This is a genomic window from Akkermansia sp. KLE1798, assembly GCF_001580195.1.
Taxonomy (GTDB): Bacteria; Verrucomicrobiota; Verrucomicrobiia; order Verrucomicrobiales; family Akkermansiaceae; genus Akkermansia; species Akkermansia biwaensis.
Genome location: NZ_KQ971075.1, coordinates 104,699 through 128,651 on the forward strand (window position 1 = coordinate 104,699; position 23,953 = coordinate 128,651).

The window sequence follows — 23,953 nt, forward strand, 5'->3', positions numbered from 1 at the left end:
TATAACAGAGCGATGTCCAGCAGGCTGTCACTGGGAAAGACGGAGGGGAATTGTTCTGTAGGGGTTCATGCACCATGTTATTATGGAGGAACTATCGTGGGCGAATGGTGCGAACTGATCCAGAGAAATTAACCGATTAACAATTATGGATAATACCCAAATACAGATACAGTTTCCTTCGCCCGGCGCGTGGGAGAAGTTCACGATGACGGCCGTATTTCCCGATAAGGACGGATTTGTGCAGCACTGCCGCCATACGCAAGAAAGAATACCTGACAATTATCTGGAGGCTTTTGCGGGAGTGGTGTCTGTCCTGTGCGTTTTGTCGGACGACTGGCAGGCCAGACAGGTGTGGGCGTGTTTGCATGATGTTCCTGCCCTGGAAGAGGAAGATTGCCCGGATTTCCCGAATATTGCAGAAGCCGTAGTCCTGACGGTGGAAGCCGTTAATGCCCGGGGAGGACGCCGCATGTTCACATCCGCGGATTATCCGGAGTTCACGATCAGGACTGATACTGCCGTCGCGTTTTTCAAGTATTTTACCGGTTCCGGTGACAGCGGCGTGAAGAATGGAATGGAAAAGGTTGTACGGGGATAGTTACCGCGACATGGTAAAAATCAGGATTTTAACTCCTGCATGATGCGCTCTGCAAATTGCCGGGTGGAAGAATTTTGATCGGCCGGCAATTCCCGGAGCCATTGCTCCCGTTTCAGCCAGGTGCGCTGGCGTTTGGCATATTGCCTGGTGGCAAGCGCCAGTGCTGCCTGGCATTCCTCCCTTGTGATTTTTCCGTGGAGCATGCTACGTATCAGCTGCAGGCCCAGGGTTCGTTCCGCCGTGGAGGAACATGGTCCCAACGCGGCGACTTCTTCCACGGCGCCTTCACGGAGCATGCGGGCTGCGCGGAGGGCTATTCTGTGGTCCAGTTCCGGGATATTCCGGGTGATGGTCCAACCGGGGCCGAGAGGTTTTTTTTGCCAGTTCCGCCTCCAGAAGGAAAGCGGTTTGCCGCCGGCAAGGACAATTTCCAGGTTGCGTTCCACATAGCGCCGGTTGGAAGGGCTGGTGGCGGCCGCGCCTGCCGGATCCAGAGAGAGGAGGCGGGCGTACAATTCCTCCGTGGAACAGGTTGAAAAGGAAGCCCGGATTTCCGGATTTCCTGGGGGCGCTTCCGACAGGCCGTGGGAGAGGAATTTAAAGTATAGTCCTGATCCACCCGTAATGATGGCTGTTTTCCCTCTGGCGTGGATCTGCCGGATGTTCTGCATGGCCCGGTGGTAGTGTTCCGTGGCATCCCATGGAGTTTGAACCGGAATGATGGAAATCATATGATGAGGCACCCGGGCTTGTTCTTCCGCAGAAGGGGCGGCGGTGAGCACCGGAATTTCCCGGTATACCTGGTAGGCATCCGCACTTACGATTTCCGCGTTTAGCAAATCCGCCAGTTCTACGGCTATAGAGGATTTTCCTGATCCTGTGGGTCCGGCGATAAATAATACGGCAGGCGGATGATTCATGGGAAAAACAAAGTGGAAACGTATGCGGATAATATCGTGCAGAAGATATTATGGAAACAATAAAGCCCCGGAAGTGATTCTTTACCGGGATGGTGTTGCCGGCTCTGAGGCATTTCCGGTAGGGTAACCGGATGCCCCATTTTTTTGATTCAGGATGCCTGGTCGGAATGTTTCCGCCCCGGCATGTTGTTCCGTAGCGGAGTGCGGCATCCAGCCCGGAGAATCGGTCGGGTGATGTTCTCTGATGGTTTAAAAATCGGAATTCAACATGGTGCGGTAGCGTGTAAGGCATCCTTCAACCGTCCGGTTTACATTCAGCAGGGCGCGGCATTCCTGGCGGCCCTGGCAGCCCATATTCAAGGCAGTTTCCCGGTCATGCGTCAATTTCAGCACAGCTTCCCGAATGGCTGCGCTGTCTCGTATGGGAATGATATACCCGGATTCGCCGTCCTTGACGTATTGCGTTTGACCTCCTTCCTCGGTAGTGATGACCGGCAGGCCCATCACACGGGCTTCCTTCACAATGTTGGGGGAGTTATCGCCCAGCGTAGGATGCACCAGGCACCATGCGGAAGACAGATGCTGCTGGAGAGTTTCCCGCGAGACGGCGCCCAGCCAATGGATATTGGGAGTGGACTCCGCCTTCAGAGCAGCCGTCAGAGATCCTTTTCCGGCAATGTAAAGTTGAACATGGGCCAGGTCGGGATGCCTGAAAGCTTCCACCAGGTAGGAGATGCCCTTCAACTCGTAAATAGTACCGCCGAAGAAGCATGAGGGAGTATCAGAAGGAGTTCTGTCCAGATGAAAGAAAGATTCCTCTACTCCATACTCCATGAGTGAAACATCGGAATCAGGTGCAATTTCCCTCACTCTGTCCACGGCCCATGGGGATTCACATGTGATCTGACCATAATGTTTGACGGCAAGCCTTTCCAGAAACGCCTGCATTCTGAACAGGAAAACCTGGGGAGCGCGTTCGCAGTAGGCAGTAAGAGCTCCTTGGTAGGAAAGGAGTTTTTTCCCTTTGAAATTTTTGCATGCCATGGCATAAGACTCTTCCACTCCCCAAACATGAACCAATGAAGGCCGGATGGAATCAAGCAGCTTGCGGATTTGGAGGGAAGGCCTCAGATGCATGGTAAGAAGGTCCAGGGCTATGCTGCCCTGCGGAATGATATGCAGAGTTTGGCCATTGATGTGCCTGCATTCAGGTTTGGATACGAGTTTGCTCAAAGTGATCCAGTGGATATCATAACCATAGTTTTGTTGACGTGCTAAAGCATGGAACAAAGCAAAAATCCAGGGAAGAATCCTGTGGTCCTTTTCACTGAATTCGTCAAGTAAACGGCCTAAAGGAATGCTTGCCAGAATGGCGATAACAGGTTTTTCCGGGAAAGATTCAGTAGTAACGTGCCCCATGGCACCGATGAAGGGGGATATGGTTCCGCTTGTCAAGTTTTGAATGGGGGATGGATATCAGTGGATTCGCTGCGGCTGCATGTGGATACCCTGTTTTTCTTCAAAAGATCATTGAATAGTATTTCCCACTGCTGATAAACAACTTTTGGAGAATAACGGTGACACCAAAACTGCTTGCCCGCCAGCGACAGAATTTTCCTGGTGTTTTCCTGGGTCATTTGAAGCAAGGCTTGCTGCAGATTTCTGGTATTGCGTTTCTTCAGAACAATGCCGCCCTGGAGGGTGGAGATTCCTCCTACATCCGGAGCAATCCAGGGAATGCCGCATGACATGGCCTCCAACAATGTGAGAGGCTGTTGTTCCTGGATGGAATATAAAAATACGGCGTTGCTTTCTATGATGGCGGCTTGTACCTCGTGGCGCGGCAGTCCATAAAAAAACCGGAATGCCGGATCTCCATCCGCTTCCTTTTCCATTTGCTCGGCATAGGAATTGTATTGAGGAACAAGAAAGATAAATTGGATGCCTTTGATATTGCTTTTTTTAACATGCCGGATGAATGCCTTCTGGTTTTTTCTGACGCTGGCACTGGCGGGACAACTGAATAACAGAGAATGCTCCAGATGATATTTTTCTCGGAATGAAAATGAAGAAGGCTGTAAAGGGAGAAAAGTATTGGGAATGACTGTAAAATTGGGCATCCCCCGTTTTTTGGCATAATAATAATCGTACCCTTTAAACAGGCTTCCATGGTCGTCAAGACAGACAAGATGCAGATGACCTGTTATTTTATTTACGTTACGGCGAATAGTCGGAAAGGAGGTTATCCATTTCTTGATACCGAAAAAGGGAGGATACTGGATTCTGAAAAATGAGTGGAAATCAGTGTGGCAGCCATGAGACCTGATAACCATGGGGATATTCCGTTCCCGGCAGAGAGCGGCCATATAATCCCGATGCCAGTCCTGCCAGGAATGGAAAATCACCAGGGAGGGGTGAATGTGCTCCAGACAAGCGTCAATCCGGTGACGTGTTTCATGAGAAGAAACGAAAGAGATCCGGGTGACGGAACACGGATCAGGCAGAGAGGAATCGGGAGGAATTCCTGATTCAGGGGTCAGGACATGAATGTCCCATCCCAGACACTGTAGATCCCGGGCCATTTCATAAGTTGCCATGGCTACCCCTCCTTCCATCGGCGGGAAAGACGGCGAGACAAGTAAAATGACCCCTTTGCTCATGCAAGATTGACTATAGACAGATATTGTGAACGGGCAAGACGGGAATTGTATGGAATAGACGGACGCGCTTATCTTTCATGAATGAAAAAAGGAGGGGAAGAATGCCCACAAGGTAAAAGGGAGGTGGAACAAGGGAGCGCCAGTAACCGTACAAGGAGGACTAAAATGAATTTCGGTTCACTTTCTCTCAAGGTTGTCTCTTTTTATGTTTAGTGTTTTAACAAACATTGGACTGGAGCAGGTTTGACGGAATAGGGGAAATGTCCCGCTGCAAGCAAGTAGTGCAAGGAGTCCGGCTGAGGGAGATTACTTCCTGGATTTGCGATGGAGAAGAGGGATGTTCCGGAGGATTGCAGGGCCGGGATGTTGTGCTAGTCAATCCGAGCAGATTGAAGTATAGTTCACACATTCTCCTTCTCTCCCCTATCACTATCCGTCATGAATCCTTCGGAACTCCCTTCCATCAGTATCATCCTGACCGGGTATAATGAAGAAGATAGCATTGAAGATGCCATCAGGAGCGTGTTTCAACAGGATTATGAAGGGCCGGTTGAAATCATTTTATCCGATGATGGCTCCTCTGACCGTACATTTGCGGTCATGCAGGAAATGGCGCTTCAATATGGCGGCCCGTACCGGGTGGTATTGAACCGGAATGAAACTTCTCTCGGGCTTGGATTACATGTCCGCAAGGTTCTGGATATGGCGTCTCATGAATGGATACTCCGGCAGGATGGAGATGATTGTTCTTTTCCCTGGCGTTGCAGGATATTTGCCCAAGCAGTGATGGAACATCCGGATGCCGTTGCCGTCGTCAGTCAAATGACCCGTGTGTATGAGGAGGTCGGAATTCCTTTTGAATTCCCGGCTTTTCCTCCGGCCCCCGAAGATTCTGTGCGGGTGGAGCTTCAGCAGGAACCTTTTTCTTCTTCAGCTCATTATGGAGGAAGCATGATGATCAGGAAAGATGTTTATCGGTGGAATGAATCGCTGCCGATGACGACCTTTTTTGAAGATGACTTGATAGGCTTCTATGCGTGGTTGCAGGGAAACATTTATGAATTGCCGGAAACATCCCTGTATTATTACAGATTTGCCGCCAAAAACATCTGTGCCATCAGCAGTATGTTAAGGTTTGTGGATATGAAAACAGCCTTGGCCTTCGAAAAGAGGGACACGGATATACAGAGCCATTTGAAAAAAAGTAAATGGACCGGATTGGAGTTATGTGAGAAGTTGTTGGAATCAGGTACTTCCGTCTTCCGCTCACGCGAGGAGTTGAAAGCTGAAGCAGCAGAAAGAAGGAAGATTATAGATGACATTAACCATCGGCAGAACTGGTGGAATTATTCCTTCTCCCGGAGATGGGCTTTGAGAGGGAAAGGCTGGATGGAGATGGCTCATTGCCTGCCGCAAAAGCTGTATTTGTTCTGCATGGTCTCCTTTTTTAAACTCAGAAAGATAAAAAAAGCCCTGTATGGAATAAAGGGGAATATTTCGTGATGCATCCGGCGGGAAAAAAATTGAGGAAGGAGGCCGGACTGCCGGGGAAGGGGTCATCAATCTGGATCATGGCCCCTGTTTTGCGTGGTTTTCATTCAGTCCATCATAAAATACTACGGTATATTATCCGTTTTTCTTCTTGTCGGGAAAGGATAGGTGAAAAGATTCCCATCACTATCTCCGGGAAATCCTGATGATCTTTTTATTGAATCCAAATTTAAAAACCAGTACCTTCCCATGGACGCTGGAGCTATGGAATTGGAAAAATGAAATCAAACGTATCGCAACCGGATGACGGCATAGAGTTCAGCGTAATTTTAATAGCCTATAATCTGGAAAGCTGTCTGGGGAAGGCCATTCACGCCGTCTTGAAGCAGGAATTTAAAAACTTTGAACTCATTATTGTTAATGATGGTTCAACGGATGGGACTTTACAGGTGGCCATGTCTTTTCAGGACACCCGGATCAACGTTATTTGCCAGGAAAATGGAGGCGCTTCACACGCGAGAAATACTGGTTTAAAGGCCGCGAGAGGAAAGTATGTGGCGTTTCTGGATGGAGACGACTATTGGTATCCGGATCATTTGCAGATGGCATTTGAGTTTTTTAGAAAACATCCTGGCGTGCGTGCCTATGCTGCCAGATACGCATGGGCACAAGAGGACAACATTCCCTGCCGGGAGGAACTGTCTTGCTCGTTTGTAGTCAGAAAATTGGGATTGAGGGGACTTCTCGCTATCCATACAAGTAGTGTTGTTTTGGAATCCTCTCTGGCGGCTTCACTCCCTCTGTGGGAAGTCGGCAAGAAATATGGAGAGGATGTTCTCTATTGGATGAGGCTGATGAGGGAGACGGATCTAATAGGGCTGGGAAACAAGACAGGTTCCATTTATGTGCAAAGGGAAGGGTCCGCGATGCATGACCGGGCCTATGGGGATATTCCCGTGGAACACCTGCTGCATGGGTTGCTGAAGGAATGGAGGCTCATGCCGCGCAGACAATGGATGTTTGCCGTGCATTTTCTCATCGTTCGGGAATTGTGGCCGGAAAGACTGTTGAATATGGAAAGAGAAGACCGTTCCCGGTTTCTGCAGGAGAAAATCGGCGTTGGGCTGAATATATGGATGGAACGTTCCCGTTGGAATGCGTATGTGGAAGCTTGTAAGCAGGAATGCCTGGCCGACATGGAAAAGGCATTTAAAAAACTATTGTCCCGGGTGCGATATTGGTGCGTATGGGCGGATAGAGTGGAGCGCTGGTGTTTGAGGCCCTTGTGTGTTTTTATTGGTAAACGGACCCTATAAAAAAGCCGGGATATCGGCAGCGCCCTCTCTTCATACGATACTGGCGCCGGGAAAGGAGCCAACATGAGAAGGAAAGCTGGTTTCATCCCCCCTGCGTTCGAGACAGGTACTTTTTGTGTGATCTCTGCCGAAAAAAAATCCCTCCATATTTACTTATGGAGGGATTGTGGGAAGAAAATCTAAACTGTCTTAGTACACGTCGCGCTGGTATCTGTGGTGTTTCTTCATGTCCGCCACGTATTCCGCGGCTTCTTCCGGGGACTTTCCGCCCCAGGTCCGGATCACTTCATGAAGAGCCGCATCGACATCCTTGGCCATGCGAGAGGCGTCTCCGCAGACATAGAAGCAGGCGCCGTTTTCCAGCCATTTCCACAGTTCCTCCCCTTCCTGAACCATCAGGTGCTGCACGTAAACCTTCTTTTCCTGGTCGCGGGACCAGGCCACGGATAACTTCAGCTTTCCGGCTGCAGTCAGTTTGACCAGTTCGTCTTCATAACAGAAATCGGTGGCCTTGTACGGATTGCCGAAGAACAGCCAGTTGCCGCCCTGGGCGCCGGAGGCGGTGCGTTCCTCCCAGAAAGCGCGGAAGGGAGCGATGCCGGTGCCGGGACCCACCATGATGATGGGTGTATCCCCGTTTTCAGGAAGGCGGAAATTCTTGTTGGTGTGCACAAACACCCTGGCCGTATGGCCGGGCTGAAGGCGGTCCGCCATGTAGGTGGAACACACGCCGCCGCGCTTGCGGTCACGCGCCGTATAGCGCACGGCTCCTACGCACAGGTGCACTTCCTCCGGATGGGCGTTCGGGCTGGAAGCGATGGAATACAGACGGGGCATGATTTTCTTCAGCATGCTCACGAAAGCTTCCGCGGACTCAAAAGAGGCGGGATATTCCGTTGCCAGGTCCAGCACGTCGCGGCCCCACAGGAAATCGCTGATGGCTTCCTTGTCCCCGGCCAGCAGGGTTTCCAGCTCCTGGCTGCCGGAAGCCGCCGCCCATTTGGTCAGCAGGGCCTTGTTTACATTCGTGATGTCGTAATTATGGAGCAGGGCGTCGCGCAGATCCGTGCTTTCACCTTCAGGTGTGGGAACGGCAGAGCAGGGGCAGAAGCCGAGCTTTTCAATCAGGGCGTCCGCCAGGGCGGGATCATTAGCGGGAATGACGGCCAGAGCGTCCCCGGCGATGTATTCCAGGCCGGAGCCGTCCAGGCTGTATTCAATATGAATGGTCTCTTTAGGGCTGCCTTCCGCGGTGAGGTGCTTGACGGAGAGTACGGGTGCGGGGAACGGATTCTTCTTGCCGTATGGTTCGGTAGTCATGTGTAAGAATAAAGTCTGGATGAATAAAGGAGATTACCAGCGGATGGCGGCTGCGGCCCATGTCAGTCCGGCGCCGAAGGTGACCAGGATGACGTTGTCCCCCTTGCCGAACCTGCCGGAGCGGCGCGCCTCGTCAAAAGCGATGGCCACGGCAGCGGCGGAGGTATTGCCGTATTTTTCAATATTGATGAACACTTTTTCTTCCGGAATGGAGAGGCGCTGGGCCACGGCATTGATGATGCGGAGGTTCGCCTGGTGCGGGATGATCAGCTTGATCTCGTCGGAAGTCAGGCCGGCGCGTTCAATCACACTGGCGGCGGAATCCTTCATGCGGGGAACCGCCTGGCGGAAGGTCTCCTTCCCGCGCATGGCGAGTGTGGCCAGGCGTTCATGGGCGTTCTCCGCCGTGGTGGGGCAGCGGGAGCCGCCTCCGGGAATCTGGAGAAGATCATGCAGGGAGCCGTCCGTGCCGATGTCCGTAGCCAGGATGGAGCCTTCCCCCTCTTCCCCCGTGGCGGCCTGGAGCACGGCGGCGCCGGCTCCGTCCCCGAACAGGACGCAGGTGGTGCGGTCCTCCCAGTTCACGACGGTGGAAAGCTTTTCCGCGGCAATGATGAGCGCCGTTTTCATCTGGCCGGTGCCCAGGTACTGTACGGCCGTCTTCATGGCGAACAGGAAGCCGGAACAGGCGGCGGAAATATCAAAGGCTGCGGCATTCTTGGCCCCCAGGGCATCCTGGATGTAGCAGGAGGTGGCGGGCGTGAACGTATCCGGGGTGATGGTGGAGACGATGATCAGGTCGATGTCTTCCGGCTGCAATCCGCAGGATTCTAGCGCGCGCTGGGCGGCCTTCGTACCCATGTGGGAAGTGTACTCGTCAGGGGCGGCGATACGGCGTTCCACGATGCCCGTGCGTTCGATGATCCATTCGTGGGAAGTGTCCACCATCTTTTCCAGATCCGCATTGGTCAGGCGGCGTTCCGGAACATAGGAGCCCGTGCCGATGATCTTGACGGGCAGTCTTTTAAAAGCGATTTCAGAATTTGCGGCCATAGCTTTAGGCGTATGATGAACAGAAAACGTCCTGACGTTTAATGTGGAAACAGTCTAAAAGAAAGGAAGCCCCATGACCAGCACAAAACGCAGGACTCCTGCCATGCCGTAAAGGGGTGTTCTACAACAGCCATCCCTGGCCGTTGGCGGGCGGTGTGGCGCCCATTTTCAGATAAGCGGAAGGCATGGCGACGCGCCCTCTGGGCGTGCGGTTGATATAGCCCTGCATGATCAGGAAGGGTTCGTGCACGTCTTCCAGCGTGGAGGCGTCTTCTCCCACGGCCACGGCCAGGGAGGACAGGCCCACGGGACCGCCGTTGAACTTGTAAATCATGGCCTCCAGCAGACGCTTGTCCATTTCGTCCAGGCCGTCGTCGTCAATCTCGATCATCGTCAGGGCGTCATGGGCCAGCTGCTCTGTGATGATGCCGTTGCCGCGCACCTGCGCGAAGTCCCGCACCCAGCGCAGCAGGGAATTGGCCACGCGGGGGGTGCCGCGGGAACGCAGGGCGATCTGGAGCGCGCCGTCCGGTTCCACGGGAACGTTCAGCAGTCCGGCGGAACGTTCGATGATGGCGCACAAATCCTCCTGCGTGTAATAATCCAGCCTGTTCACCAGCCCGAACCGGGAACGGAGAGGGCTGGTCAGCATGCCGGCGCGGGTGGTAGCCCCCACCAGGGTGAACTTGGGAAGATTCAACTGGATGGAACGGGCGTTCGGCCCCTGGTCGATGATGATATCCAGCCGGAAATCCTCCATGGCCGGGTACAGATACTCCTCAATGGCCGGGTGCAGGCGGTGAATCTCATCGATGAACAAAATATCCCCCTTCTCCAGATTGGTCAGCACGCCGGCCAGGTCCCCCGCTTTCTCAATCTGGGGGCCGGAAGTTGTGTGAATGCGGCATCCGACGGCATTCGCGATGATATTGGCGAGCGTCGTCTTCCCCAGGCCGGGAGGGCCGCTCAACAGAATATGGTCCAGCACGTCGTCGCGCTGTCTGGCGGCCTCCACCATCAGCATCAGGCGTTCCTTGATCTTCTCCTGTCCGCGGAATTCGCTGAAAGCTGGAGGTCTCAGGGATAAATCAAAAGCGGAGGAGGGGGCCTCCGTGGTGCGTGTGTAAAAGGACTCTCCCATGCGCAGGACTAGCAAACCCGTCTTTCAGCCATCCGTCAAGATGGAAGTGTACGCGGGAAGCCCCTTTTCCGGGACATGCCGGAGGCGGCTGGCCTTTTTTGATTGCGGCGGGAATACTGTTCCGTCAGAATCATGAGTAATGAAATGGCGTATATTACCTCTTCTGTTGATGATGGGCGGCGGCATCTTTGCCGCGGACAGCGTGGAATCCCGTCCTTATCAAATCATCCCGGAACCGGCCAAGGTCAACACCTCCGCCGGCGTGTGTTCCTCTCCAAAAATCCTCAAACAGGCGGCTGACAAATCCCTGGGGCCGGAAGGATACAAGATCACGATCAAGCCGCAGGGCGTGGAAATTCAGGCGGGTGACCGCGCCGGCCTCTTCTATGCCAAAAACACGCTGGAACAGCTCCAGGCCCAATACAAGGACGGCGGTATTCCCTGCGGCGTCATCGAAGACAAGCCCCGGTTTGGATGGCGCAGCATGATGATGGACACCGCCCGCCACTTTGTGCCGGTGGAGGATGTCAAAAAATTCATTGATGTGATGTCCTTCTACAAATTCAACAAGCTCCACTTCCACCTCACGGACGACCAGGGCTGGCGCCTCCCGGTGCCCGGGTACCCCAAGCTGGAAACCGTGGCCTCCAAGCGTAAGGAAACCTTTGGCAACAAAACGCCCCATGAAGGCATGTACACCAAGGAACAGTTCAAGGACCTGGTGAAATACGCGGCCGCGCGGAACATTGAAATCATCCCGGAAATAGACGTCCCCGGCCACAACCAGGCCCTTTGCACCGCTTATCCGGAATTCCTCTGCTTCCCGAATCCCAAGCTGGAAGTGCGCACGAATGCGGGCATCTCCTACACGCTGGTATGTCCCGGCAATCCGGACGTCTGGAAATTCTACAACGCCGTCTTCAATGAACTCAAGGACATCTTCCCGTCCCAGTACGTGCATCTGGGCGGGGATGAAGCCCCGGAAGACAACTGGATGAAGTGCCCCAAATGCGCCGACTTCCGCGAAAAAGCCGGCATCCGGGATGAAAACAAGAAAGCCGCCGCCCAAAAGGAAATGGTGGAATTCTTCACCCGGTGCGCCAAAATGCTGAAAAGCCGCGGGAAAACGGCCGTCTTCTGGTATGAACCCATGGGCAAATACCCGGACGGTGTGATCGTCACCACCTGGAGAGGCGGACATACGCCTAAAACCGTGGCCAACACCACCGGCAACAAGGTGGACGTCATCTGCGCCCCCAACGGCAAATGCTACTTTGACTATCCCCAGCTTCGCGGCGACTGGCCTTCCGGACAGCCGGACACGGGCTGGATGCCCGTCAACACGCTGGAAAACGTGTATTCCTTTGAACCTCTAGCAGGCCTGTCCCCCAAGGAAACGGAACGGGTGCGCGGTGTAGACTGCTGCCTGTGGGCGGAACGCCTGCCGGACATTGAACGCGTCTTCTACCAGGCTTACCCGCGCGCGCTGGCCCTTGTGGAAACCGCGTGGTCCCCCAAGGAGGTGAAAAACCTGGACCGTTTCAAAAACAAGCTGGAACTGCATAAAAAGATCATGCAGGAAAAATGGGGCATCAGCCTCGAACGCCCGGAAAAGAAATAATACTACAACAGGAGAAGCCCTTTCTCAGTGCGCCGAAAAGGGCTTCTTCCTGTTTCCCTTTTTCTTCTGAAAGGGTATAGCATCAATCTGACTCACACAGGGCAGGCTTCTGTAGTCGCAGGAGCCTGTTTTTGTTGACCATCATCCACTTACCCTGCCTTGTGATGTCACTGTGAAAGCAAGCAGAAAGATGAAAACGTCTTCCAGGTGAAAAAAAGATTGCCAAGTCCCGCCCCTGCGGTTACATTACCCCCGCTTTCCTATCTTACACAATCTTCAACGGGCAGGTGTCAGAGTGGTCGAATGAGCACGCCTGGAAAGTGTGTGTACTGGCAACAGTACCGAGGGTTCGAATCCCTCCCTGTCCGCCATCAATTTTCTGCTGTAATATGTTCGTAATGAATGTGTTGCAGTTTTTTGTTTAATTCATTTTATTCCCCTTTTCTTACAAGATTACCTGTTTCGGAAACATGGCCAGCGTGGCCGACGAAATAAGCACCAGCATCCAGATGATCCGGAAGCATAACTACAAGCCGACCAGAAAAAAGGACAAGGAACTCTATTGGCATCTAATTCCTGAGTACATTCACTCCATTGCCCCCCTCCCCTGTTGGATCAGGAGTAAATGCCTGGAATTCAACGATATCTTTGGATATAAGAAGACGATTTAGTGAGAAGAAATGAAAACGGAATCCCATTTTTTCCGGAAATCGTGAAAAATAGCTTTTATTTTACTGCCAAGTTTATTTCCCTGATCTTCAGGACTTTTTTCCCCGTTTAAAAATGGAAGATAATAGTTATCCGATAACATATTATCATCCAAGTCTATCACGATAGGCCATTCCCCAGTGTATTCATCTCCCCACACCTTGTGTTCTCTCTTCATTTCGTTTTTGATACTGCCCCATTCTGCGGCATATTCATTTTTCAATTCTTCTACCACAGTTGCATCTCCAACTATTCCACAATACAATTTATTTCCCGATCCATATTCTAGGTGCGCATGAAAAGCCTGCGCCTTATTTGGCAAATAAAATAATAGTTCATTTTCAGTAAATTCTATTCCTCTACATCCTTTTTTCCTATCATCCCAATTTATAAAATACTTTTCACCTAATGAATTTCCTAAGAACGATTTCAAACAAGATTCTAATATTCTATTGCGTATTTCCTGTTTCAAGTTCGTTTTGGCTAAAGCAATCTGATCTGCTATTTTGAAAAGATCTACGTTTTTTCTAAGTTCTTTTTTGATAATATTTTCTTCTTGTGCACTCATATTATTTTTAAATTTATATTCGTAATATTTAATAACTGCTTTGACAAATGCCCTGACATTGTCAGCCTTACAAACTGACGCAAAATCATTGAAAAGCTCCAACATGTCTAATGTATGCGAAATACACCAAAGTCGCCTGTTATCTTTATCTAAATAACTAGCTTTTTTTTCTTCCCCCAAACTTTCTGTCGATGGGGCTTTGCCATCCAACGTTATGTAAACACAACGCCATTCTAAATTTTCGCTTTCTGCATAGTCAATGTAGTCGTTGAGTTGCTCATTTTGATCCAATGCCCAAAGCTTATTTTCAATAATGATGCATTTGTCTCCAAGTTTGATAAAAATATCTATCCTGCGTCGATTAGGAATACAAAATTCGCAAGTAACGTTAGCTTTTGATAGATGCGATTTTTGTGTTATTCCTTCCGGAAAAAGACTCCATTTATTGATAAAAATCCTTAAAAATACGTCTCCTTGTGCATGATTTTCCTCGGGATTTAGGAAGAACGCGATGATGGAAGATATCTGGTTTTCATCAATTTTGAAAAGATTAATAGGATTGAAATCAAATGCAATATCTTTATTATAAGTTTCTCTTATGGCTCTATGAGTCTTAATTTCATTAATTATAGGACTGCAAATTTTATCTAATGATTCCATTTGTTTTCTATCTCTTAAGTTGCCTAAATAATCCTACACAACTCCATTGATGAATGACAATCTTTATTAATTTTCTGTAATGATTATTTAGGGATACCAACTATATATAGGAGCGATGACATCGGATAATTATAGCAATCCTCCATGCATTCTGCACCTTCATGAGGATCATCTAGCTTGGATTATAGCCTCCAAAACTTTTTCCCATTAGGATTCTCTTTTTCTGGATAGTCGTCCATATCCATTTATTCTGTTGTTCCTATTGCTCTGATACTCGCAAATTTCTTCATTTCCTTTGTGTTGTCGTTACATTCAATATTTCTGAATAATTCCCATAGGAAGTATTTTAGAATTAATTACATCTGTAATTTTTTTGAAAATGCCTTTATACAAAATGAATCTTCACGTAGAATTGCTCCCAGGGATTAAACGGAGGCATACAAGGAGAAATCTCTCTTTTTCTCTTTACTATACATTGAGTGAGGATTTTTTATAAATATTGAAAGCGTTTTTTCAGGGACAAGTACGTGATATTCTAAGGTACACGTTTGAACTTTCCCATATTCCTCTCTATATATTACTACTCCCCAAAGAATTCCATGTTCAAGAACAATGTAGTCAATAGTTTTCATTTTTTGAGAAAAACATTTCTGATGCATTTGGGAAATCGCCCTCTTCATGTGGAAGTTTCTCCGTATATGTTGGCATGGAATGGAGATAGACTGACAAAGTGGGGAAATGCCTTTGATTTGGCGAGAGTATAGCACCATTTATTATATTGCGGTTATAGTGGAGGAATGGGAAAAGTGTTAGATTAGTGGTAGTTTTGCCTGAAGTTTGTGATGTTCATTCCATCTTGATTTCAATTTCTAAAAGGATAGGGTGGTATTGTGAAATCGTCTTATACAAGTCAGGATGTCTTGTTTCAGTTGTTTAGAGGATGTTTGTTGGGAACGGCTGTGGGGGATAGTTTGGGGCTTCAGGCTGAGGCTCTTTCTCCTGGTACGATACGGAGGAGATGGAAGGGGCGGTGGAATCAGGGGTTTCTTTTCAACTATGGGATGGTTTCCGACGATACGGAGCATACAGTTATGCTTTGTCGGGCCTTGATGAAGTATCCCAAGGATGCCAGGGCCTTTCAAAAGGAGTTTGCGAGTAGTTTGCGCTGGTGGCTTTTGGGAGGGCCGGCGGGAATCGGACTGGCAACGTTGAAGTCTATTATTCGTCTCTGGGCAGGCATATCTCCTCAAAGGAGCGGGGTTTATTCCGCGGGAAATGGACCAGCCATGAGAATCGCCGCCGTAGGGATATTTTTTGCCGATGATCCGGAAAGTCTTAGAGAATATGTTCTGGCTGCGACTTGTCTTACCCATCGTGATCCGAAGGCGGTGACGGGAGCCATGGCTATCGCGCTAACAGCTGCGCATAGGGCGCGTTTCGTGCTGGGAAGGGAAACAGCTTCTTTCCCTTCCATTCAGGAATTGGCTGGAATAGATCCTGGAGATACGGAATGGCAGCGTCTCATGGAGGCGGTTCAGTCCAGTATGGAGAAGAATGATTCCTTGCAGGAGTTCGCTTGTTCACTGGGCCTTTCCAAAGGGGTTTCCGGGTATATGTATCATACGGTTCCCGTCTGTTTATACGCGCTTTTCCGCCATGCGGGAGATTTTAAAACAGGGCTGGAAGCATTGCTGAATCTTGGAGGGGATACGGATACTACAGGAGCCATTTACTCGGCTTTAGCCGGCATGAGCGGAAATATTCCGGAGAATTGGAGCGGCCATATCAAGGATTTCCCCATATCCATCCCATTTCTCGAAAAACATGCTTTTTGGCTGGCGAGGGCATCGGAATCAGGAGAGCCTGTTATTCCAGGCGGTTTTCCCTGGTGGGGTGTTCCTTTCAGAAATGCCTTTTTCTTTCTTGTTGTGCTTGCTCACTGTTTTCGGAGGATCATTCCTTGCTAGTTCAGGAAGAGAAGGAAGGTATTTCAAGGATATTACCCGGTTCAGTGGCATGTAGATACCTTGCCAGGGAGATGTCGGGGGATTGTTTTTACAGTATGTGTCGTCATGGATTCAATCCCTTTGCTTATGCAAAGGCAGCAAAGCAAATCCTAAGGACGGGGAAAGGGTGGAATCATTGCAGATCCCACCCTTTGACGGCTGTTCATGGAAGATTGGAAACTGGACCTTGCAGAACGTGAGGAAGATTGATTCCATTGACTGGTTCTGCCTCCCTTGTACAGTGTGTTCCTGAGCTCCAGTTCCGGTCGATGATCCAGTGGGTGCATGTCATCAGCATGAAGGGTTTTTGCCGGGGGGCTTTCTTCATGTTTGTTGTATACTTGGTACATGTTGATCTGTGCCCGTAGGTGCGAACCTATATGTCCAGCCCAGGAAAAGGGGCGGATGATCAGTGTCATGGCAGTGGGTGGAAATTCCTCCCCGAATGAATGAGGCAGGGAAAGAACAGCAACTAGCCTCCAAATACTGTAACTGATTTTAAGTTTTGATTACGGCATTTGCAGCCCTTTTGATGCGACCAAGCTTTTATGGAAAGTGACTCCCAAGCATTCGTGTTGTCAGTTCCGTGTTGAGGCTTCCAGAATTTGGGCCATCAGTTCCCGAATAATACAGCTTGACCAGTGCGGAGAAGACACCCTGTAATCCGGCTTTCCCGGTCCGTTTACAGTTTGTGCCCATATACGTATCTTTGCAAAGGTGGAAAATTGGCAGAAAGATGATTTTTGGAAATAAAGAGGGTCGAGAATTTTTCCCGTTGCTGCTGCAACCTGGCTTATATATTTTTCACCCCCTTCATCTATCTCCTGATGGGGCCGGAGTAATTTTCCGCACGATCTAGGATGGCCGGACTTTTCTACGGAGGAGGCAGGGAATGAAAGCAAGCAAGCCAAGCATTGAGGCCGAAGGCTCCGGAATAGCATCATGCACCGTGCCGTTGAGCCGTATGTTGCTAATCGCCAGACTTTCTTCAACATTTTCGGTCGTGTTGGCAAAAGCAATTCTGAACGTGACTTCGTTTATGTTGCCATAGGTCTGGCTCCAGGAACTTAAGTCGAAAGATACGCTTTGATCAAAAGTTTTAAACCCTACATCTGTTCCGACATTAATGATGCCTTGCTGATCCGCCGGGCCAAGAGATATCCAATCCTCCCCGCCTATGTTGGCGAAAATTTCAAAGCCGAACCGGGAAGTTACTGTTGTTTCCTGCAGGACAGCCGTTCCCCAATCAAATGTAATGTTATATAAATCCAGAGCTTTTCCTTCTTCCGCCTTGGTTGAAAACTGTATATATGATTTGTCGTAGTGAGGGGCGTCGCTCGGCGTGGTATGATCATTGAAGAGGGCCCAGTAGTTGCCATTGCCGCCTGATACGGTTGGGAAATTGATCATAGTCAGATTTTGACTATAGGTGAATGAAGTGATGGCCCCCTCATAAGTAGTCATCTGGCTGCCTCCCGGAGAACTAATGCCGGGTACGGCGGCAGCTTGGTTATAGGGGCTTGCCTGACCGTCGAGAAAATGGGACAGCAGTTCGGCTTGAACCGAGCTGCAGGCTGCAAATGCCACAAGAATGAGGAAAAGATTTTTCATGGGAAATATTTTTACTGTTTATATTAAAGTAAGTTACTGCAAAAATGTTCGATAATGTATGTATGTTATTTAAATTAAGTGGTTTATTTTGCTTTGGACAACAATTTTTTCCATGTGGGCAACAAAGCGGCTGACATGTTAAGTTTCTGTATTTCAATATACAATCCAGTTTTTGGAATAGACATTCACGCGTTTTTTTCCGCTTTCACAGGATTGTCATATATTCTGCCGGAGGGGTTGGGCGGCCCCTCCGTAAAATCCGGCTTTGTAGTCTGGCTGATATTCCAGGAGCGATCCTATTTGCCGCTGAAGCCGGCTTGATTATCCCGGCAGAATCGGGCCGAGGGCGTTCAGTTGCCGTATTCCCCCGGCGGATTCAATAAAGATCAGCATTTTACCTTTTCTGTTCCATAGGACTTCCATGCCTGTTTTACCTGTGAATTCATCTATAGTACCCATTCCGATTAACTCATTGCCGGCTGTGGGAAATGTCCCGCACTTGCAGGAAGGAATGGGGAATCTGGCGGCCCCTGAACGGCGGGGAGGCGGGAAATATGCAGGGGCAGTTGTTTTATGGAGATTCAGAAGGAGCCGCAGCACCTTCTTGTCCGTCCGCATGTTCCCATTCTTGAACGGTCATGTCCGGAATCTGTTTTAAAAGGACAGCGTCACAGGGTTTTCAGCAATTCCAGCCTCCGATGAACGGTTCCTTTCTTTTCCGCCTCAAATTATTGTTTTTACGGGCCAACAAGCAATTGTGGGTCAAGGCGACCTATTTTGCACTCCTGGCCATTTTTTCGGCAATTGCCTCCCTTTACCTGAGCGAATTTGTACCGTTTGACATTTCTCAAAAGATCGGAGCCGATACGGTCGATACGATTTTGAACATTCTGGCCTCCAGCATGCTGGCCGTGACGACTTTTTCCCTGACAACCGTGGTTTCCGCGTATGCCGCGGCCACGTCAAGCGTAACGCCCAGGGCCACGAAGCTGTTGATGGCGGATTCCACTGCCCAAAACGCCCTTTCAACATTCATCGGGTCCTTTATTTTCAGCCTCATTGCCATTATTTTCCTGAATTCCGGCCTTTACGACCAGAAGGGCAGGGTGGTGCTGTTCGTGGTCACTCTGGGAGTGATTGCCGTCATCATTGCCACCCTTATCCGCTGGATCGGCCATTTGTCCAAGCTCGGCCGCGTCGGGGAAACGTCGGAGCTTGTGGAACAAGTGACGGAAAAGGCCCTGCTGGCACGGGCGGAAGATCCCTATCTGGGCGCCAATCCCCTGTTTGACGGGGATGCCGATATCCCCGGAGATGCCGTCCCCGTCCAAAGCGATCAAGTGGGAAACATCCAATACATTGACATGGGAAAACTCGCCTTTCTCTCCACGGAAAAGGACATGGATATTTATGTGGCGGAACTGCCGGGAGCCTTTGTTTCCATTTCTTCTCCGCTGGTGTATGCCGGAAAGCAATTGTCGAACGAAACGCGCAGGGAGCTGCAGAAGGCTTTTGTCATCGGCCATGAACGGGATTTTGAGCAGGACCCCAGATTCGGCCTCTGCGTGCTTGCGGAAATCGCTTCCAGAGCCCTGTCCGCCGCCGTCAACGATTACGGTACGGGCATCGACATCATCAACAGGGGTGTGAGGCTGTTGACGAAGTATGCCCTGGCAGAGCGCAAAATCGAGATCAAGCATCCAAGGGTCTGGGTGCCTCCGCTAACCGTGGCGGATCTGTTTTCAGATATTTTCGCTCCCATTTTGCGGGATGAAGGAGGACTCATGGCCATCGACGTGAAGTTGATGAAGGCTTTTGCCGCCCTTCATCAACTGGATAACGGTCAATTCCGGGAAGAAGCCCGTAAATATTCCCGCCAGTGTTACGAACATGCTGCCGGAACTCTTCTTTTGCACGAAGATAAAAAGGCATTGAGAGCCTTAATGCTTGATTAAAAAAATGTTAAGCTCTGAATATGGAGAAATGCTGCCGGTGTCCAAATTCAGAGATGTTTTCCAGCCTGGGAAAAACGGATTGGATTGAACATGTTTCTTTCAAGAAGTTCAGGCTTCACCAAAGCGTTGATGGGAGCGTATTGCCCGGCTTCTTCCCTTGAGGATGACCGACGGAAGAATAGGATGGAAACAGAATGTCTGAGGGGGAAGGTTCTAAACGATTTTTCCGGAGCAATTTTCCTGCCTTTCGGTTCGGAAAAGGTTTTCAAGTCCATTCGGTACGGCTTGCCGGGAAATGGCTGATCTTTTTCTGCTGGCGAAGGCTTCCTTACCCGGAATGAATGCCAGGGAAGGAAGACCTTTTTTCAATCGGAATAGCCGCGGGTTGCTGATGTGAAGAAATGATCCGGTCTGGAATAAAAGCCGGAGAGAGGAACAATATGTCCCTCCCGGACAGTCGGAAAATGTTTTATTTCCTTCCCGTCTGCTTTTAAATGTCAAGGGATGAAACCCCGTGACAGGTTTCATCCCTTGACGACAGATGAACAACCGTTTCCTGGGAGCCTGAATTTCCGTTAAAACGGACTTGAAAACATTTTTCCGATGAAGCCGGGTCCGTTCTGCCGGAAAGAGAATTTATGCCGGTTGCGGCACCCCTTTCGGGAGCGGTGTTCAAGCCTGCATTTTCCCAATGCGTTCAATCAGTTCCATGCACATGCGTCCGTTGTGGTAGGGACCTTTCCAGGCGTTTACCCGGAATTCATTATCCCCATCCTGGGCATCCAGGTCTCCTCTGGAGAGCCATTCGCGGAATTTGCCGTCGCTGTGGTCGGAGACATAGTTCCTGATGTAGTCCACCACATTCATTGTGAGCGCCAGGTATTTGGGATCACCCGTCAGCTGGAAGGCATTGAAGAAGCCGATAACCGCTTCGCTCTGCACCCACCAGGACATCTGGCGGTCCACCAGCCCGTGTTCGTCGGCTTCTGCATACAGGCCCCCCGTATCCGGGTTGATTCCGTCCGCGCACGCATCGGCAATCCGGACGGAAACGGGTTTGCATTTTTCCACCAGTTCCTTGCCACCGTATGCTTCTGCGGCTTCCGTCAGCAGCCATGCCCCCTCAATGTCGTGGCCGAAGGAAAAGAGGGTGTCCGTCGATTTCCAGTCGTCAGTCATGTAGGGTTTGTAGTGGAAGTATTCCTGGTCCAGCAGCTTGTTGGTCATGATGTCAATCAGCTCGCCTACGGTCTTCCTCAGCTTGGGATCATCATCCACGAGCATCAGGGTCGTATAGCTTTCAATCATGTGCAAGTGTGTGTTGAGCGCCTTGGAACCCAGGGAAGGGTCCGGAATATTGAAGCTGTCATCCCTCCTCTTCCAATCCCGAGTAAAGGTTTCAAAGTATCCCCCGTGTTTGGGGTCAAGGGCGTGTTTTTCCAATGCTTCATACATGTCCCGGGCCAGTTTCAGCCCGTCTTTGCTGCCGCTCGCCCTCGCCAGTTCCGCTCCTCCATAGATGATGAAGGCAATGCCGTAGGGATATTTGGACTCATCGACGGGGTTGCCATGGGCATCCACCACCCAGTAGGCTCCTCCGTATTCCTTGTCCACAAAGTGTTCCTTGATGTAGTCCTTCGCATGGTTGGCCATTTCCAGGTAGCGGGGATCCTTCAGGAGGCGGTAGGCGCTTGCAAAGGTCCACATGAGCCTGGCGTTGAGCACGATGGAACGGTCCGCCTCCCTGACCGGTTCCAGTGTCCTCAGAACGGCTCCGTAAAAACCGCCTTTGGGGTCATAATCATAATTGATATAAAAATCCAAGATGTCTTTTAATTCCTGTCTGGACCATTCGTCCAAAGATTGCAATGTTTCCTTAGTTTCCATCGTATGTCTTTCGTTGCATTTCATGGGCATTCCGTTTATGGACGCCCCCTGTTTCCCGGCTGCAAGTACATGGTAAGCGGGTGTTTTCCATCCAGGCGGGAAAGGATGCACGCTGCTGCATGGATCATCGTTTTTCGTTTCCTCTGAAAGGGTTTCCGCCGGGACTGGGAACATGTCACGTCTGCATGTTCGTATCGGTTTTGACAGGCTGCCATATTTTCATGTTGAGAGTATGACCTCTGCACGAAAGGTTCCGTAAGGGAAAGGCTCCTTGCCGCAGGATTCCTTTTAACAGACGTTCATTGCATACATGACCGGAACGGCATGCGGGTGGATTTTCCATTCTTCCGGAGACGGGTCATTTTTCTTTCCGATTTGACAGTCAGAAAGTTTTGTCAATGTTTCATGCTGCATGCATTGTTGTTGCCGCTGTTTTTTCACGTTCTGAGAACCCGGACGGCAAATTCTCTCGGGAAGATGGAAAAAGAGCGCGCACGATTATCGAGTCATGAATTCCGCAAAGGGTCTGTTTTTTCCCTTTTCATTCTTTTTCCAGCGCGCGCGTCAGGGCGGGGAGGAGGTTTTGGAAAGTCGAACTGATTGTTCTCATTATTCAAGGGTTCCTCTGGTCTTCACTCCAATTCATGACATGGCTGTTGTCTGGAAGGAGGAAATGGAATAGTATGGGAAAGATGATGAATTCCGTGTTCAAGTGTTTGATGAGTGTTGCATGTGCCGTAGCATTGCCGGCATTCGGGCAGGGGGAAAAGACCGATTTTCCCACTGACAGGGCCGTGACTGTGTTCAGCGCCGGGGAAGGTAATCCTTATGCCTCCATCCGCATTCCGGCCCTGCTCCGGATCGGGAAGGGACAGCTTCTGGCATTTGCCGAAGGCCGGTACAAAAATACGGACCAGGGGGAAAACGATATTATCATGAGCGTGAGCAAAAATGGGGGCAGGACGTGGAGCCCGCCCCGTGCCATTGCCAAGGCGCACGGAGCCACCTTCAACAATCCATGCCCTGTTTATGATGCCAAAACGAAGACGGTGACCGTCGTCTTCCAGCGTTATCCCGCCGGGGTAAAGGAACGGCAGCCCAATATTCCGCAAGGGTGGGATGATGAAAAGTGCATCCGCAATTTCATGATCCAGAGCAGAAACGGCGGTTCTTCCTGGAGCAAGCCCGTGGATATTACCAAAACGACCAAGCGGCCCACAGGGGTGGATATCATGGCTTCCGGCCCGAATGCCGGAACGCAGCTGAAGAGCGGCCCCCACAAGGGGCGGCTGGTAATTCCGATGAACGAAGGCCCGTTCGGCAAGTGGGTGATTTCCTGTATTTACAGTGACGACGGCGGCAAGACATGGAAACTGGGCCAGCCGACGACGAATATGAAAGGCATGGTGAATGAGACATCCATCGCGGAGACGGATAACGGCGGCGTGGTCATGGTGGCGCGCCACTGGGGCGGCGGGAACTGCCGCCGCATCGTGTGGTCTGAGGACGGCGGGGAAACATGGGGCCAGGTGGAGGACGCTCCGGAGCTGTTTTGCGACAGCACGCAGAATTCCCTGATGACTTATTCCCTGGCCGACCAGCCTGCCTATGGCGGTAAAAGCCGCCTTCTGTTTTCCGGCCCCAGTGCGGGGCGCCGCATCAAGGGACAGCTTGCCATGAGCTATGACAACGGCAAAACCTGGCCTGTGAAGAAGCTTCTGGGCAACGGCGGCTATGCCTATTCCAGCCTTGCCATGGTGGAACCGGGCGTCATCGGTGTTCTTTATGAAGAAAATCAGCCCCATATCAAGAAATTGAAGTTTGTTCCCGTGACCATGGAATGGCTTACCGACGGGAAGGACACAGGGCTGGCCGCCGGCAAGAAAGCGCCGGAAATCAAGTAAGCTTTCGGCAAGTTTGCCTTTTATGGGCGGGGCCGGTCTTCCGGCCTCGCTTCTTTGTTGTGAAAAAAGAGGGAGTGGGATATCCCTTTTACCGGAATGATGCTTTGCATGGAGATGGAGAATCCTTTCTCCTGTTCAGCTTAAATCGTGGTTTAACGTTAAAAGCAGGGACAGGCAGCAGAGATTTCTTATGAAATGGTACCGGGACCCCCGAACGGGGCTGAGCCTGCACATCGTAGACGATCCCGGGAGCCGGATAGCTGAACAGAAGAAGGCGGAGAAGGCGGATAGGAGCCTGGATAATATTAAAAATCTTTTGTAGGGATTGTATGGGCTTGGGCTATTGCCCCGGTTGATTTTCCTTCCTGTTTCTGATTGTCCGGACATGTCCTTTCTCCACGGATGGAATGGCAGGATTAGATGCGGAATGCGGCGGCATGACAGAGAGCGCATGGATTGCAGTCTTGATTCCGCGGCGTCCGCAGGTACCCTGCAAGGCATCCGTTGCCCTTGGAGCGTTCTCATTCGGGAAGG

The 23,953-nt window shown here is 50.5% G+C and carries 18 protein-coding genes and 1 tRNA gene; 8 read left to right on the plus strand and 11 right to left on the minus strand.

The genetic code is table 11. The features are described 5' to 3' along the window. The first annotated feature begins 145 nt into the window (after window positions 1-145). On the plus strand, window positions 146-598 hold the full coding sequence (locus HMPREF3039_RS03315) for a hypothetical protein (RefSeq protein WP_156473593.1): 453 nt from the start codon (window positions 146-148) through the stop codon (window positions 596-598). A 20-nt stretch (window positions 599-618) separates the two neighbouring features. Here the strand turns inward: HMPREF3039_RS03315 and miaA are convergent, their stop codons facing one another. The 3 genes from miaA to HMPREF3039_RS03330 form a co-directional block, all read right to left on the minus strand. Further along, window positions 619-1,518, minus strand: coding sequence for a tRNA (adenosine(37)-N6)-dimethylallyltransferase MiaA (gene miaA, locus HMPREF3039_RS03320; protein WP_067572010.1), 900 nt, complete (start codon window positions 1,516-1,518; stop codon window positions 619-621). Window positions 1,519-1,767: 249 nt separating this feature from the next. Continuing rightward, window positions 1,768-2,751: a glycosyltransferase family 4 protein gene (locus HMPREF3039_RS03325; RefSeq protein WP_197457884.1), complete on the minus strand. Its 984-nt coding sequence runs from the start codon at window positions 2,749-2,751 to the stop codon at window positions 1,768-1,770. Between the two features lie 218 nt (window positions 2,752-2,969). Next, entirely contained in the window at window positions 2,970-4,178 is a 1,209-nt protein-coding gene (locus HMPREF3039_RS03330; protein ID WP_082770049.1) for a glycosyltransferase family 4 protein, read from the minus strand. 438 nt (window positions 4,179-4,616) lie between these two features. Between HMPREF3039_RS03330 and HMPREF3039_RS03335 the strand changes: the two genes are divergently transcribed. Both HMPREF3039_RS03335 and HMPREF3039_RS03340 read left to right on the plus strand, forming a co-directional pair. Continuing rightward, window positions 4,617-5,681, plus strand: a complete 1,065-nt coding sequence (locus HMPREF3039_RS03335) for a glycosyltransferase family 2 protein (RefSeq protein WP_067951923.1) — start codon at window positions 4,617-4,619, stop codon at window positions 5,679-5,681. Between the two features lie 266 nt (window positions 5,682-5,947). After that, a complete protein-coding gene (locus HMPREF3039_RS03340) occupies window positions 5,948-6,985 on the plus strand; it encodes a glycosyltransferase family 2 protein (protein WP_067572001.1) in 1,038 nt (345 codons plus the stop codon). A gap of 189 nt (window positions 6,986-7,174) precedes the next feature. Here the strand turns inward: HMPREF3039_RS03340 and HMPREF3039_RS03345 are convergent, their stop codons facing one another. The 3 genes from HMPREF3039_RS03345 to ruvB all read right to left on the minus strand — a co-directional run bounded on the left by HMPREF3039_RS03345 (window position 7,175) and on the right by ruvB (window position 10,499). Next, window positions 7,175-8,305, minus strand: a complete 1,131-nt coding sequence (locus HMPREF3039_RS03345; protein WP_067571999.1) for a sulfite reductase subunit alpha — start codon at window positions 8,303-8,305, stop codon at window positions 7,175-7,177. Window positions 8,306-8,338: 33 nt separating this feature from the next. Further along, window positions 8,339-9,358 carry a beta-ketoacyl-ACP synthase III gene (locus HMPREF3039_RS03350; RefSeq protein WP_067571997.1) on the minus strand — a complete coding sequence of 340 codons (1,020 nt, stop codon included), beginning with the start codon at window positions 9,356-9,358 and terminating at the stop codon, window positions 8,339-8,341. 121 nt (window positions 9,359-9,479) lie between these two features. Beyond that, entirely contained in the window at window positions 9,480-10,499 is a 1,020-nt protein-coding gene (gene ruvB / locus HMPREF3039_RS03355) for a Holliday junction branch migration DNA helicase RuvB (RefSeq protein WP_067571995.1), read from the minus strand. 139 nt (window positions 10,500-10,638) lie between these two features. On the opposite strand from ruvB, the gene HMPREF3039_RS03360 reads away from it, so the two are divergent. Both HMPREF3039_RS03360 and HMPREF3039_RS03365 read left to right on the plus strand, forming a co-directional pair. Next, complete coding sequence (locus HMPREF3039_RS03360) at window positions 10,639-12,120, plus strand: beta-N-acetylhexosaminidase (protein WP_082770048.1); 1,482 nt, start codon at window positions 10,639-10,641, stop codon at window positions 12,118-12,120. A gap of 281 nt (window positions 12,121-12,401) precedes the next feature. Continuing rightward, window positions 12,402-12,491, plus strand: a tRNA-Ser gene (locus HMPREF3039_RS03365). 296 nt (window positions 12,492-12,787) lie between these two features. Here HMPREF3039_RS03365 and HMPREF3039_RS03375 read toward each other — a convergent pair. Then, window positions 12,788-14,056 carry a PDDEXK-like family protein gene (locus tag HMPREF3039_RS03375; protein ID WP_067571989.1) on the minus strand — a complete coding sequence of 423 codons (1,269 nt, stop codon included), beginning with the start codon at window positions 14,054-14,056 and terminating at the stop codon, window positions 12,788-12,790. Window positions 14,057-14,481: 425 nt separating this feature from the next. Continuing rightward, entirely contained in the window at window positions 14,482-14,688 is a 207-nt protein-coding gene (locus tag HMPREF3039_RS03380) for a hypothetical protein (RefSeq protein ID WP_231863834.1), read from the minus strand. A gap of 258 nt (window positions 14,689-14,946) precedes the next feature. On the opposite strand from HMPREF3039_RS03380, the gene HMPREF3039_RS03385 reads away from it, so the two are divergent. Then, window positions 14,947-16,023: an ADP-ribosylglycohydrolase family protein gene (locus HMPREF3039_RS03385; RefSeq protein WP_167506706.1), complete on the plus strand. Its 1,077-nt coding sequence runs from the start codon at window positions 14,947-14,949 to the stop codon at window positions 16,021-16,023. An 894-nt stretch (window positions 16,024-16,917) separates the two neighbouring features. Here the strand turns inward: HMPREF3039_RS03385 and HMPREF3039_RS03390 are convergent. Further along, a complete protein-coding gene (locus HMPREF3039_RS03390; protein WP_067571984.1) occupies window positions 16,918-17,673 on the minus strand; it encodes a hypothetical protein in 756 nt (251 codons plus the stop codon). 698 nt (window positions 17,674-18,371) lie between these two features. On the opposite strand from HMPREF3039_RS03390, the gene HMPREF3039_RS03400 reads away from it, so the two are divergent. Next, window positions 18,372-19,628, plus strand: coding sequence for a DUF2254 domain-containing protein (locus HMPREF3039_RS03400; RefSeq protein WP_067571980.1), 1,257 nt, complete (start codon window positions 18,372-18,374; stop codon window positions 19,626-19,628). Between the two features lie 47 nt (window positions 19,629-19,675). On the opposite strand, the gene HMPREF3039_RS14300 is transcribed toward HMPREF3039_RS03400, so the two are convergent. Beyond that, on the minus strand, window positions 19,676-19,903 hold the full coding sequence (locus HMPREF3039_RS14300; RefSeq protein ID WP_231863835.1) for a hypothetical protein: 228 nt from the start codon (window positions 19,901-19,903) through the stop codon (window positions 19,676-19,678). Window positions 19,904-20,300: 397 nt separating this feature from the next. Beyond that, the gene (locus HMPREF3039_RS03405; protein ID WP_167506705.1) at window positions 20,301-21,452 is read right to left on the minus strand and encodes an AGE family epimerase/isomerase; all 1,152 of its coding nucleotides are present in this window, start codon (window positions 21,450-21,452) and stop codon (window positions 20,301-20,303) included. A gap of 782 nt (window positions 21,453-22,234) precedes the next feature. Here HMPREF3039_RS03405 and HMPREF3039_RS03410 point away from each other — a divergent pair. Continuing rightward, the gene (locus HMPREF3039_RS03410) at window positions 22,235-23,419 is read left to right on the plus strand and encodes a sialidase family protein (protein ID WP_197483326.1); all 1,185 of its coding nucleotides are present in this window, start codon (window positions 22,235-22,237) and stop codon (window positions 23,417-23,419) included. Window positions 23,420-23,953: the final 534 nt, after the last annotated feature.

Bases quoted from the DNA above. Each gene is read 5' to 3' on its own strand.
- HMPREF3039_RS03315 (WP_156473593.1), top strand. From the start codon at position 146: ATGGATAATACCCAAATACAGATACAGTTTCCTTCGCCCGGCGCGTGG.
- miaA (WP_067572010.1), bottom strand. From the start codon at position 1,518: ATGAATCATCCGCCTGCCGTATTATTTATCGCCGGACCCACAGGATCA.
- HMPREF3039_RS03330 (WP_082770049.1), bottom strand. From the start codon at position 4,178: ATGAGCAAAGGGGTCATTTTACTTGTCTCGCCGTCTTTCCCGCCGATG.
- HMPREF3039_RS03335 (WP_067951923.1), top strand. From the start codon at position 4,617: ATGAATCCTTCGGAACTCCCTTCCATCAGTATCATCCTGACCGGGTAT.
- HMPREF3039_RS03340 (WP_067572001.1), top strand. From the start codon at position 5,948: ATGAAATCAAACGTATCGCAACCGGATGACGGCATAGAGTTCAGCGTA.
- HMPREF3039_RS03345 (WP_067571999.1), bottom strand. From the start codon at position 8,305: ATGACTACCGAACCATACGGCAAGAAGAATCCGTTCCCCGCACCCGTA.
- HMPREF3039_RS03350 (WP_067571997.1), bottom strand. From the start codon at position 9,358: ATGGCCGCAAATTCTGAAATCGCTTTTAAAAGACTGCCCGTCAAGATC.
- ruvB (WP_067571995.1), bottom strand. From the start codon at position 10,499: ATGGGAGAGTCCTTTTACACACGCACCACGGAGGCCCCCTCCTCCGCT.
- HMPREF3039_RS03360 (WP_082770048.1), top strand. From the start codon at position 10,639: ATGAAATGGCGTATATTACCTCTTCTGTTGATGATGGGCGGCGGCATC.
- HMPREF3039_RS03375 (WP_067571989.1), bottom strand. From the start codon at position 14,056: ATGGAATCATTAGATAAAATTTGCAGTCCTATAATTAATGAAATTAAG.
- HMPREF3039_RS03380 (WP_231863834.1), bottom strand. From the start codon at position 14,688: ATGAAAACTATTGACTACATTGTTCTTGAACATGGAATTCTTTGGGGA.
- HMPREF3039_RS03390 (WP_067571984.1), bottom strand. From the start codon at position 17,673: ATGAAAAATCTTTTCCTCATTCTTGTGGCATTTGCAGCCTGCAGCTCG.
- HMPREF3039_RS03400 (WP_067571980.1), top strand. From the start codon at position 18,372: ATGAACGGTTCCTTTCTTTTCCGCCTCAAATTATTGTTTTTACGGGCC.
- HMPREF3039_RS14300 (WP_231863835.1), bottom strand. From the start codon at position 19,903: ATGGACTTGAAAACCTTTTCCGAACCGAAAGGCAGGAAAATTGCTCCG.
- HMPREF3039_RS03410 (WP_197483326.1), top strand. From the start codon at position 22,235: ATGAGTGTTGCATGTGCCGTAGCATTGCCGGCATTCGGGCAGGGGGAA.